General features: G+C 75.5%; 9 protein-coding genes. 6 read left to right on the plus strand and 3 right to left on the minus strand.

Annotated features, from left to right (window positions below):
• The first annotated feature begins 503 nt into the window (after positions 1-503).
• The 4 genes from IH54_RS0137585 to moeZ all read left to right on the plus strand — a co-directional run bounded on the left by IH54_RS0137585 (position 504) and on the right by moeZ (position 4,820).
• Complete coding sequence (locus tag IH54_RS0137585; protein WP_159012333.1) at positions 504-1,463, plus strand: hypothetical protein; 960 nt, start codon at positions 504-506, stop codon at positions 1,461-1,463.
• A 289-nt stretch (positions 1,464-1,752) separates the two neighbouring features.
• Positions 1,753-2,667 (plus strand): NAD-dependent epimerase/dehydratase family protein, encoded by a 915-nt coding sequence (locus IH54_RS0137590; protein WP_031525765.1) that lies wholly within the window; start codon positions 1,753-1,755, stop codon positions 2,665-2,667.
• Positions 2,655-3,512: a spherulation-specific family 4 protein gene (locus IH54_RS0137595; protein WP_063762451.1), complete on the plus strand. Its 858-nt coding sequence runs from the start codon at positions 2,655-2,657 to the stop codon at positions 3,510-3,512. Before IH54_RS0137590 ends, IH54_RS0137595 begins: the two co-directional genes overlap by 13 nt.
• Before the next feature lie 129 nt (positions 3,513-3,641).
• Positions 3,642-4,820 carry an adenylyltransferase/sulfurtransferase MoeZ gene (gene moeZ, locus IH54_RS0137600; RefSeq protein WP_031525769.1) on the plus strand — a complete coding sequence of 393 codons (1,179 nt, stop codon included), beginning with the start codon at positions 3,642-3,644 and terminating at the stop codon, positions 4,818-4,820.
• Positions 4,821-4,910: 90 nt separating this feature from the next.
• Here moeZ and IH54_RS0137605 read toward each other — a convergent pair whose 3' ends face one another.
• From IH54_RS0137605 to IH54_RS0137615, 3 genes are all read right to left on the minus strand, one after another.
• Positions 4,911-5,978, minus strand: coding sequence for a hypothetical protein (locus IH54_RS0137605; RefSeq protein ID WP_159012335.1), 1,068 nt, complete (start codon positions 5,976-5,978; stop codon positions 4,911-4,913).
• Entirely contained in the window at positions 5,975-6,673 is a 699-nt protein-coding gene (locus IH54_RS0137610) for a hypothetical protein (RefSeq protein WP_159012337.1), read from the minus strand. The genes IH54_RS0137605 and IH54_RS0137610 overlap by 4 nt, the downstream gene beginning before the upstream one ends.
• 186 nt (positions 6,674-6,859) lie before the next feature.
• Positions 6,860-9,952, minus strand: coding sequence for a lysylphosphatidylglycerol synthase domain-containing protein (locus IH54_RS0137615; RefSeq protein ID WP_063762452.1), 3,093 nt, complete (start codon positions 9,950-9,952; stop codon positions 6,860-6,862).
• Positions 9,953-10,041: 89 nt separating this feature from the next.
• On the opposite strand from IH54_RS0137615, the gene IH54_RS0137620 reads away from it, so the two are divergent.
• Both IH54_RS0137620 and IH54_RS0137625 read left to right on the plus strand, forming a co-directional pair.
• On the plus strand, positions 10,042-10,437 hold the full coding sequence (locus IH54_RS0137620) for an MGMT family protein (RefSeq protein WP_031525778.1): 396 nt from the start codon (positions 10,042-10,044) through the stop codon (positions 10,435-10,437).
• 474 nt (positions 10,438-10,911) lie between these two features.
• Positions 10,912-12,262, plus strand: a 1,351-nt coding sequence (locus IH54_RS0137625) for an ATP-dependent helicase (protein WP_031525780.1), incomplete at its 3' end; no start/stop codon positions are given.

The raw sequence follows: 12,262 nt of genomic DNA on the forward strand, positions 1-12,262 counted from the left end.
CCCCCGCCCCGCCCCGATACCGCCCCCCGACGACGGCCTCGGCCCCGTACGCCCACCCGGGTCCGCCGAAGACCCACGGCGCTCGGGTCTCGCCACGCCTGGTGCGGCGTCCGGCCCGGGGACGGGCGACACGGTGGACGTCCCCGCGCGGGCTGCCGCCGCCCCGCAGGCCGCGCCCGCCGAGGCCGGACTTCCCGGCGGGCCCGTCGCCCCTGCCGGGGAGGCGCCACGCGGGCTGGTGGGCTCTGCCGCCGGGCTCGCCGCGCCGCGAACGTCCGGTGCGGCATTCGGTACGTCCTCCGCGCGCGGCGCTGGCCGCTCTTCCGAGCCTCCCGCCTGCGCCACGCCCGGTGAGGCGGGCGAAGCGGTCGGCGTCGCCGCCCCCGCGGGTATCGCCTCGCCGCGCGCGGTGCGGGCAGGTGGTGCCCCGGAGTCCGGCAGCGGACCCGGGGTCCGGGGGAGTGGGGGGCGCTCGGCGGGGGCCCGCCGACCCCGTGCGGGCGGTGATGCACCGGCACCGGGACATGCTCGCGGGGGCCGTCGACGCATGGGAGATCGCCGCCGGGCTGGAGGCGTACGGCGTCAGCGACGGGGAGGCCCGGCGGCTGCGGCACCGGGACGTGTTCGGTCTCGCCGAGGAGCTGTACGCCCGCGTGCCGCGCGCGGCGCGGGTGGCGGAGCAGCCGCGGCGTCCGGCGGCGGGCAGCGTCCGGCTGCGCGGGCGGGACGTCGCCGCGCACCTGCTGCCGGGCGCGGGCTGCGTCCTGGCCGCGGGGCTGCCCGCGGCGGCGGGGCCGGTCGCGGCGCTGGTCGCCGCCGCGCTGTGGGCGGCGCTGCGCCGCGGGCCGCTGCGCGTCGCGTACGGCGCGGGCGCGGCCGTATGGGCGTACGGGCTGCTCGCCTTCGCGCTGTACGGGCCGCCGGCCGTCGCCGCGTCCGCCGGGCGGGGGCGGTTCGACGCGGGGGCGGGCACGGCGGCGTTCGCCGCGCTGGCCCTGAGCCTGCTGCCGGCAGCGCTGCTGGCGCGCTGGTTCGCGGCCGCCGCCCGCGCCCAGCTCGCGCCGAGCCACGGCCTCGCCGAGTTCGCCGACGCCGTACGGCCCCGGCTCGCCGCGGCCCTCGCCGGGTACGTCGCCGCGCTGACCGGCCTGCTGCTGCTCGCCGCCGCCATGGCCGGGTCGGCGCCGATCGCCGGGCCCGCGGCGCTCGGCGTGCTGCTCTTCACCGCCCGGCTGCTCGCCGTCCACGGCCACCCGGGGCCTGCGGCGGCCGGCCTCGCCGCGGCGTGCGCGGCCGAGGCGCTGACCCTCGCGCTCGCCGCCGCCCCCGGCCACGCCGTGCCCTCGGGCGGCACGGCGGAGGCCGCGGTGTGCGGCGCCGCCGCCCTCGTCCTCGCCGTCCAGGCCTTCCGGCTGCTCGGCCGCGCGGCCGCGCACCGCGCGCTGCCGTACGCCCGCGACTGACCCCGTCACAACCCACCAGGAGAACGAGACCCTTGACCACCCTCACCCCCCGCCCAGCGCCTGCGCCCCCAGGGGCCGCACCGTCGGCGCCATGCCCCGCCCGTCCGTCCGCCGCCCCCGGCGCGGCCCACCGCGCGCCGACGCGCACCGCTCCCGGCGAGGTCACCCGTCCCCTCGGCGGCCGGGGCGCCGGCCCCGACTACCGCACCCCCGCGCACGGCGCGGTCGCCCGCAGGGGCGCACGGCCCTCGGCGGGGTCGCCCCGTGGAGCCGAGCAGGGAGGTCTTCGATGAGGGTGCTCCTGCTCGGGGCCGACGGGTTCCTGGGGCGGCATGTCGCGGAGCGTCTGCTCGCGGATCCGGCGGTGCAGCTCACCGCGTTGGGGCGCAGCGACGACGCCGACGTCAGGTTCGACCTGTCCAGCGGGGCGCCGGGCGTGCTCGCGCGGTTTCTGGACGCGGTGCACCCGGGGGTGGTCGTCAATTGCGCCGGGACGACGCGGGGGGGCGCGCGGGAGCTGACGCGGCAGAACACCGTCGCCGTCGCGACCGTGTGCGAGGCGATGCGGCGCAGCGGGATCGGGGCGCGGCTGGTGCAGGTGGGGTGCGGGTCGGAGTACGGGCCGTCGCCCGCCGGTTCGTCGACGGGGGAGGACGCGGCGCCGCGGCCCGGCGGGCCGTACGGGGTGAGCAAGCTCGCCGCGACGGAGCTGGTGCTGGGCTCGGGCCTGGACGCCGTGGTGCTGCGGGTGTTCAGCCCCGTGGGGCCGGGTACGCCGACCGGGGCCCCGCTCGGGCGGGTCGCCGAGGCGCTGCGCCGCGCGATGCAGAACGGCGAGCCCGAGCTGCGGCTCGGCGGGCTCGCGGTGCAGCGTGACTTCGTCGACGCGCGGGACGTCGCCCGCGCGGTGCACGCGGCGTCGCTGTCGGCGGCGCAGGGCGTGGTGAACATCGGCAGCGGCCGCGCGGTCCGGATGCGCGACATGGCCGCGGCCCTCGCGCACGTCGCGGGCTACGAGGGCGTGGTGCGCGAGCTGGACGAGCCGCCGGCGGGCGGCGCGTCGGCGCCGCCGTACCCGGACGGCTGCGGCCTGTGGCAGCAGGCCGACGTCCGTACCGCCCGCGACCGGCTGGGCTGGCGGCCGCGCATCGGCCTGGAGGAATCGCTGGCCGACGTGTGGATGGAGGCGGCATGCCGCGTCTGACCAGGCCGCCGGCGACCGCCGGCCGCACGCCCGGTACCACCGCGCTCGCCGTACCGGGGCTGGTGCACCCGCTCATGGCCCCGGCCGAATGGGCGGAGCTCGCCCGGCCGGGGGCCGACCTGCGCTGGGCCGCGTTCGACGTGAGCCGCGGGCCGGGGAGCCGGCCGGATCCGCTGTACGGGGAGGTCACCGCGCGCGTCCGTGAGAACGGCGTCCCACTCCTCGGGACGCTGGACGCCGCGTACGGCGACCGGCCCTTCGGTGAGCTGGTGTCCGACGCGTCCCGCTACCTCGACTGGTACCAGGTCGACGGCTTCTACCTGGACCGCGCGCCCACCGGCCGCGACCACGCAGCCGACTGCCACTGGGCGGTGACGACGCTGCGCGCGCTGCTCGCCCGCCGGCCGGCGGCGGGCGAGCAGCGCACCACGGGCTCCGGGCCCGTCGTGCTCGGGCACGGCGTCCACCCGCACCCGCGCTACGCCGAATTCGCCGACCAGCTCGTCACCTTCGCCGGTCCCTGGGACCGTTACCGCTGGTCGGAGGCCCCGCAGTGGACCGCGGCGCACCCGCCGTCCACATTCGTCCACCTCGTGCACTCCGTGCCCGGCGTGCATCTGGACGGCGCCCTGCGCATCGCCCGCTGGCAGGGCGCGGCCACCGTGTGCCTGACCGACCGCGGCGACCGCGGCGGCACGGACCCGTGGTCCGGCCTGCCCGGCTACTGGGACCGGCTCGTACGGGCCACCGCCGAGGCCCCCGGAGCGACCCCTGAGGCCGGCTCCGGGAGAGGCGGCGAGCCCGGTGCCGAAGGGGGTGCGGACCGGTCGCCGCCCACCATGTGACCGCGGGACGTCTCGGCCTGCGGACCGGGTGTCTTGGAATGAAGACCGGCGTGGCAGTGTTGCAGGGATGCGTGTGCGAACGCGCGCCCCTACCGTCTGAGACCGACCAACCGTATTGCTGAGGTCCCTGTGTCGCTGCCACCCCTGGTCGAGCCGGCCGCCGAGCTCACCGTTGACGAGGTCCGCAGATATTCGCGTCACCTGATCATCCCCGATGTGGGCATGGACGGGCAGAAGCGGCTCAAGAACGCCAAGGTGCTGTGTGTCGGCGCCGGCGGTCTCGGTTCGCCCGCCCTGATGTACCTCGCCGCCGCCGGTGTCGGCACGCTCGGCATCGTGGAGTTCGACGAGGTCGACGAGTCGAACCTGCAACGCCAGATCATCCACAGCCAGTCCGACATCGGCCGCTCGAAGGCCGAGTCCGCCCGCGACTCGGTTCTGGGCATCAACCCGTACGTGAACGTCGTCCTGCACGAGACCCGGCTCGAAGCCGAGAACGTGATGGAGATCTTCTCCCAGTACGACCTGATCGTCGACGGCACCGACAACTTCGCGACCCGCTACCTGGTCAACGACGCGTGCGTGCTGCTCGGCAAGCCGTACGTGTGGGGCTCGATCTACCGCTTCGACGGCCAGGCCTCGGTGTTCTGGTCCGAGCACGGCCCCTGCTACCGCTGCCTGTACCCGGAGCCCCCGCCCCCCGGCATGGTCCCGTCGTGCGCCGAGGGCGGCGTCCTCGGCGTGCTGTGCGCGTCGATCGGCTCGATCCAGGTCAACGAGGCCATCAAGCTGCTCGCGGGCATCGGCGAGCCGCTCGTCGGCCGGCTGATGATCTACGACGCCCTGGAGATGACCTACCGCACGGTCAAGGTCCGCAAGGACCCGGACTGCGCGGTGTGCGGCACCAACCCCACGGTGACCGAGCTCATCGACTACGAGGCCTTCTGCGGTGTCGTCTCCGAGGAGGCGCAGGCGGCGGCGGCCGGCTCGACGATCACTCCCAAGCAGCTCAAGGAGTGGATCGACGACGGCGAGAACATCGAGATCATCGATGTGCGCGAGCCGAACGAGTACGAGATCGTCTCGATCCCGGGCGCGAAGCTGATCCCCAAGAACGAGTTCCTGATGGGCAGCGCCCTGGAGACGCTGCCGCAGGACAAGCGGATCGTGCTGCACTGCAAGACGGGCGTGCGCAGCGCCGAGGTGCTGGCGGTCCTGAAGTCCGCGGGCTTCTCCGACGCCGTGCACGTCGGCGGCGGCGTGGTCGGCTGGGTCAACACGGTGGAGCCGCACAAGCCGATCTACTGACCGGCGCGCACACGGCACCTCGCAGACGGACGGCGGGGCCGGCACCCTTCGGGGGTGCCGGCCCCGCCGTCGTACGCGTGTCGTGCCGCCTCAGCGGTTGACGGCCTGGATCTCCCGGACGGTCACCTGCGGCACCGGGTCGTTGGTGACCCTGCCGTCGGGCAGGGCGCCGCCCGCGCCGCCCGAGCCCGTCCAGCTCACCTTCCAGTCGACCGTGACCCGCAGCGGGTACGGGGCGGCGCCGACCGTCGAGCGGCGGTAGGTCATGCCGCACGGCGGTGTCGCCTTGGGGTTGCCGCTGTAGGCCTTGCCGACCGTGCCGTCCGCCGCGACCGGGCAGCGGCCGGAGGCGGGGTAGCGGGTGGCGTCCGTCTCACCGGGGTCGATCTCGACGGGCTGCGGCACCGCCCTCGTCTCGGCCCACAGCTGCGCGCCGCCGCCGAGGTCGACGTAGGCGCGCACCCGCACGGGGCTGTAGTTCTGCGTGAGGCGCACCCACGTCGGCAGGTTGACGGTCTGCGTCTGCGCGGGGCTCGTCACCACGGTGATGCCGGGCACCCGGGTGTTGGCATACGCCAGTTGGGACAGCATGTCGACGGTGATGACGTTGGGGGTGCCGGGCGGCGGCAGCTTGCCGTTGTCGACCCAGAAGGGCAGCGTGCCGTTGCAGTCCATGGTGCGCGGGTCGTTCCCCATGTCCGGGTTCGATATCGGGCCCCAGAACTGGCCCTTGCCCTGCTTGTCGAGGTTGAAGTCCTTGTAGCCGTCGCCCCCGCCGTCCCAGGTGTAGCTCTCCTCGTAGTGCTTCTGGAGCTCGTTCATGGCCTCGAGCGCGTAGTTCGCCTGGCCGGGCACGTTGGTGTCCGCGACCTGCTTGAGGATCTTCTCCTTGAAGGTCTTGGGGTCGCCGACCGGGCCGATCCAGCACGGCGGCGGCGACCACGTCACGTTCGACGAGCCCATCGGCACGGTGGCGCCCTTGCTGGACCGCCCGGACGGGTACGTCACGTGCACCCCCGCCGCCAGCAGACCGCTTCCGTCGCTGTCGCCGGACGTGGACTTGGACGGGCCGGTGTACGCCGAGCCCGGGCCGGCCGCGGCCAGCACCAGCACTCCGGCGACCACGAATCCGCGGCATATTGCCGCGGGAATCCTCACTGCATGCACTGCTTCGCCCCTTCCTTCACGGCGAGTCCCTGGACCTGCCAGAACGGGTGTGCCGTCGCGACCTTGACCACGACCAGGGAATAGCTCAGGTAGTTGCGGGGGTCGTCACCGGTCACGCGCACCTTCCCGGTGGCGATCTCCTTGCTGTAGAGCTTCGACTGGTCCTCGCACAGCGTGATGCCCACCGACGTGGCCTTCGCGCCGCCGCTGCCTTCTGTGAAGGCGGGCAGGTAGAAGCGGTCGGTGCCGCTGAGCGTGAGCTTGCCGCTGATGTTGGCCTGCACGTACTCCTTGCCGTGCGCCAGCGCGGTGTTCGCCGAGTGCGCGTACATCGGCGGGTCCTGGAGGTTCTGCTTCACCACGGCGTGGTCGACCGACTGGAGGTAGTTGGCGGCGGCCGTGAGGGCGGCGTGCTGCGCCGTGTCGGCCGGCATCGTCCAGTCGAAGACGACCTTGACGTCCGTGGGCAGCGCCACCGCGGGGTCGATCGTCAGCGGCGCCCCGGCCTTCCCCGCGGACGACGCCGTCGGCGAGGCAGAAGCGGAGGTGGTAGTGGGGTCACCGGCCGGCGCGATGGTCGCGGAGTCGCCCGACCCCGAACCGCCGCCGCACCCGGCCGTCCCGACCGCGGCGGCCGCGCTCATCGCGGCCACCGCACAGGCTGTCAGCGCCCCATGGGCTCGCATACGTTCGGCTCCCCGTCCGGCCGTCCCGACAGGGGACCGCGGGGTACGGCGCAGACGCGTACCACCCAGCTGGTCCCCGATTCCAGGGAACTCACCGTACAGAAAGCGGAAGCGGCAAACGAGGGGCCTGGTGTGCGGATTCGGTCACGGCCCTGTCTCGAACCCGCCCTGCCGGGCGGCCCGGCCTCACAACTCCCCGCGCCGCGAGAGCTGGGTGAAGGACAGCCAGCCGGGCAGCACGGGCAGCCAGAACGTCAGCAACCGGAAGAAGAGCACTGCGGGCGTGGCCACCTCCTTGGGCAGGCCCGCCGCGATCAGACCACCGGTCAGGGCCAGTTCGACCGCGCCCACGCCACCCGGCGTCGGAGCGGCCGAGCCCAGCGCGTTGCCCGCGAGGAAGACCACCGCGATCGCCGCGTAGCTCAGGCTCCCGCCGAAGGCCCGCACGCAGCCGTCCAGGCAGATCACAAAGGTCACGGTGACCATCAGGGTGCCGCCCAGGCCCGTCGCGAGCTTGCCGGGCCGCTGGAGGACGTCCAGCATGCGCGGCACCACACCCGCGAAGAGGGCCCGCACGCGCGTCGAGACGAACTTGCGCAGCGCCGGCACCGCCGTGACCACCAGCACCAGCACGCCCGCCGTCAGCAGCCCCGCCATGACCGTGCGGGACGGCGACAGTGACGGCGTCTTCTCCGTGCCCGTGATGAAGCCGAAGGTCATCAGCAGCACCACGTGCATGCCGAGGCCCACCAGCTGCGAGGCCCCCACGCTCGCCACCGCCAGGCCCGGGCGCACCCCGGCCTTCTGCAGGTAGCGGGTGTTGAGCGCCACACCGCCGACCGCGGCCGGCGCCACCAGCTTCACGAACGACCCGGCGATCTGCGCCTGCACCGTCCGCAGCAGCGACAGCCGCTCGGGGACGAAACCGGCCAGCGCGCACGCCGCCGCCACGTAGCTCGCCGCCGAGCCCGCCACCGCCACCAGCGCCCAGCGCCAGTCCGCGTGCGCGACGGCCTGGCCGATCGGCACCGAGCTGAGCTGCGACAGCAGGAAGTACGCCGCGAAGGCGCCGGCGATGACGGTGATCAGCGTGCGCGGCTTGATGCGCTCCAGCCGCACCGGCTCCACCGGGGCCTGCGGGCGGATCAGCAGCACCTGCTGCCGGATCCGCGACAGCAGGTCCTCCTCGCGGGCCTCCTCCAGCGCGATCTCTATGGCCCGCTTCTCGGCCTTGCGCTCCGCCTTCGAGACCGCCTTGCCGTCCTTGCCCTCCCGCTCGTCCGTCTCGGGCGCCCCGACGTCGGCCCGTACGGCTCCCCGGCGGCCCGCCGCCTCCTGGTGCTCCTGCGCCCGCCGCTGGTCGCGGGCCTCCTTCTCGCTCGCCGACGCCGCGAGCACCGCCTCCCGCTCGCGCTGCGCCCGCTCCCGGGCGAGCTGCTTGAGCTGGGCGCGGGTGGCGCGGCTGAGCGCGATCGGCTGGAGCAGCGGCAGCGCGCTCGCCACGGCGTCCGGGCCGAGCACGGCGACCGCGGAGGCCACCGCGCGCTCCGGGCCGACCCGCAGCGCAACCGTCGTCAGCAGCTGCGCGACGTCCATCCGCAGCACGATGTCGCCGGCCGCGATCTCGCCGCCCCGCAGGTCGGTCAGGAAGACCCGGCCCGACCGGTCCACCAGCAGTGACTCGCCGACCAGCCGGCGGTGCGCGATACGCCGCGACTGGAGGGCGCGCACCTGCGTCCACGCCTCGCGCAGCAGCGTGTCGGTGATCTCCGCGTCGGCCAGGGCGTCCAGCCGCCGGCCGCCGATGTGCTCGTAGACCAGCATCACCGCGTCCGGGCCCAGCTCGGAGGTCGCGATGAGCTTGGGCGCGTTCGCGCCCGCGGCGATCGCCGCGTACGCCAGCAGGGCCTCCTGCTCCAGGGCCTGCCGCAGCGACAGCAGGCTGCGCCGCTCGTTGATGCCGCCGACCAGGGACAGCCGGCGCCAGGCGCGGTAGAAGAAACCCTGCGCCTGCTGTTCGCGGTCCACCACCGTGACGTCCAGCGGCGGGCCGTCCTCCAGCGTCACCAGGTAGCCCCGGCCGCGCTCGGTGTCCGCGGTGCCCGGCCCCTGCGGCCGCACCCGGCGGGCGGTCTGCGGGCTGAAGCCCACCCGGCGCAGCCCGGCGAGCAGCTGGCGGCCGGTCGGCCGGACGTTCGGCGAGCCGACCGCGTAGACCGTGCCGTAGCCGATCGTCCACCCGATCAGCACCGTCACGGCGATCGAGAACGGCGTCGTGTAGCCGCCGACCAGCACCGCGAAGGCGTCCAGCAGCAGCACGAACCACAGCGCCACCCGCCAGCGCGGCCGGCGCGCCATGCCCACCGCCGTCACGTAGGCGATGACCGGCGCCAGATACCCGTGCACCGGGTCGGTCATGCCCGTGCCGGACGGCGAGTTGTGCGTGAGCGCGTCGCGGATCGGGCCGGGCGCGGAATTCGTCACCCACAGGTCGGTGGCCAGCGCGGTGCCGTGCGCCAGCACCGCGGCCAGCACCCCGTCCGCGATGCGCAGCCCGTCCCGCTTGGCCAGCCGCTCGATCGCGAACGCCACCGGCACGATCAGCACGGCGATGCTCGCCGTCAGCCCCGCGAACGACGACAGCACGTCGGGCGCGTGGTCCGTGCCCTTCGTGATGTCCGTCTCCAGGCCCGTCGTGGTCGCGTGCGCGAACCCCGCGACGGCCAGCACGACCGCGATCCCCAGCAGCCCGAGCAGGAACCGCACGAGGTCGGCGGGCCGGTGCACGCGCGCGGCGAGCAGCGGTTCGTCGACGGCGACGGGCGCGGGGTAGGGCTCGGGCACGATGCTGTGCCCGTGCTCGCCGGGGGAGGGGCAGCCGTCCTCGCCGCCGGGGGCGCCGCCGTCGCCCTGGTCCGCGGGGGGCGTGTCGCCGGAGCCGCCGGTCGGGCGGGGGGAGCCGCCGTCCCCGCCGTTGCCGCCGCTGTCGCCGTGGGCCGGGTCGGGGGGCGTGGCCTCGGCGTCCGGCTGGTCGCCGTCGCCGCCGGGGGCCTCGCCGGACCCGTCGCCGTCGCGCCCGGGGCCGCGGCTGCCGTCGCCGCCGTCGCCCGAGGCGCCGTGGTCGGGGCGGGCGCGGTGGCCGTCGGCACCGGTGTGCGGGTGCGGCCGTGCGCCGCCGCCGTTTCCGGGTGCGGGCAGCGCTTTACGGGCGCGGGAGGCCGCTCCGGCCTCGTCCGCGCCCGGCTGATCCGCTTCGGTCTCTTCTTGATCTCGTATCACCAGTCACCGCCGGGACGATGGTGGCACGAGCACCGTACGGATGACACCGGAACCCCCCGGTGTCGGTGGTCTGGGGCAGGATTGGGCGGATGAGCGAGGAGCACGAGGAGAACGCTGCGGGCAGGGAGAACGGGGAGGCCGTGGAAGGCCCCGGTGACTACGCGGACCGGGTGCTCGACACCGTCGACCTGATCCCGCCCGGCCGTGTGATGAGCTACGGCGACGTCGCCGAGTGGCTCGGTGAAGGCGGCCCCCGGCAGGTCGGCCGGGTGCTCTCGCTGTACGGCAGCGGGGTGCCGTGGTGGCGCGTCGTGCGGTCCGACGGGGTGCTGCTCCCGGGGCACGAGCTGAGGGCCCTGGACGCCTACCGGGCCGAGGGCACCCCGCTGCGCACCGCGGGCCCCGCGACCGAGGGCCACATACCGCGCGTCGACATGCGCCGGGCGCGCTGGGACGGGCGCACGCCGGGCGCGCACGGCGGCTGACGGCCGAAAGCTCATGCCTCCCAGCTTCGGCCATCCGTGGCCCGACGACGGCATCGCCACCCCGGACACCCTGCCGGGCGGTGCGGGGCGAGCGGCCCGGCGACGGAGGCGCTCGGTGCGCAGCGGTGCGCGGCGAGCGTCTTCAGGGACGCGTGGGGGTACCGCCCGGGCGAAGCTCCGGGGGAGAACTGCGCGCCCAACCAGCCACGGTCCTGTGGTCCGGAGACGGCCGGACCACCCCTTCGGGGCGGTGACGACCGCCGGTCGCATCGCGGCTGGGGTCACCGGGAGCTCTCCGGCGAGCACTCGCCCCGCCCACGGCGGCGTGTCCGCGCGGCGGACGGCGTAGCGTCGGGGGACGGCGCCCCGGGCCCGCAGCGCCCTCACCCCGGCGTACGGGCATACGCCCCGGCGTAGCCACCGGCGCGCCCGCGCGCCCCCGCACCACCGACCACCACGAAACCGGCGAACCACGTGATCCTGTCTCCTCCTCCCGCCCCCGCGGCCTCCGCGGCGACCGGCTACCGGCTGCTGCGCACCCCGCCGGAGCCCGTGCGGCCCCCTGTGCTGGACGCGGACCAGCGGGCGGTGGTTGAGCACCGGGACGGTCCGCTGCTGGTGCTCGCGGGGCCCGGCACGGGCAAGACCACGACGCTGGTGGAGTCCGTACTGGCCCGGGTGCGCGCCGGGACCGCACCGGACCGCGTCCTCGTCCTGACCTTCGGCCGCCGCGCCGCCGTCGACCTGCGCGACCGGATGGCCGCGCGCGGCCTCGCCGGACTGCACGCGAGCACCTTCCACTCCTTCTGCTACGCCCTGATCCGGGAGGAGCAGAGCCCCGAGGACTTCGCGGAGCCGGTCCGGCTGCTGTCCGGGCCCGAGCAGGACCTCCTGGTCCGCGAGCTGCTCGCCGGGCAGCCGGCGCTGGAGCGGGAGGGCCTGGGCCGCGTCCGCTGGCCCGCGGACCTGCGGGCCGCGCTCACCACGCGAGGCTTCGCCGACGAGGTGCGCGCCGTGCTGGCCCGCACCCGTGAGCTGGGCCTCGGGCCGGACGCGCTCGCCGCCTTTGCCGCCCGTATCGGCCGCCCCGACTGGACCGCGGCGGCGGCCTTCCTGGACGAGTACCTGGAGGTCACGGAGCTGGGCGGGATGGTCGACTACGCCGAGCTCGTCCACCGCGCCGTCCTGCTGGCGCGGCGCCCCGAGGTGCACGAGCGGCTGCAGCGGCGCTACGACGCGGTCTACGTCGACGAATTCCAGGACACCGACCCGGCCCAGCTGCGGCTGCTGCGGGCGCTCGCCGGGCAGGGCCGCACGCTGGTCGCGTTCGGCGACCCGGACCAGTCCGTCTACGCCTTCCGCGGCGCCGACGTGAACGGCATCCTCGGCTTCCCCGAGTACTTCCCGCGGCGCGACGGCGGCCCGGCGCCGGTGCGGGTGCTGCGCGCCTCGCGGCGTGCGCGGGCCGGGCTGCTGGCGGCGACCCGGCAGATCGCCGCGCGCATGCCGCTGCCCCGGCTGCCCGCCGCCGCGGTACGCGCCCACCGCGCGCCGACCGCGCTCGCGCCGGGCGGCACGGTGGCCGTCCGCACGTACCCGACGCCGGGCGCCGAGGTCGAGTCCGTCGCGGACACGCTGCGGCGCGCGCACCTGGAGGACGGGCTGCCGTGGCACGACATGGCCGTCCTGACCCGCTCCACCGCCGCCCTCGCCCCCCTCCGCCGCGCCCTCACCTCCGCCGGCGTCCCCATCGACCTGCCCCCCTCCACCTGTCTCTTATACACATCTCCGAGCCCACGAGACAGGCAGAAATCTCGTATGCCGT

Origin of the sequence: Streptomyces sp. NRRL F-5123 (genome assembly GCF_000721495.1) — a bacterium.
GTDB lineage: Bacteria > Actinomycetota > Actinomycetes > Streptomycetales > Streptomycetaceae > Actinacidiphila.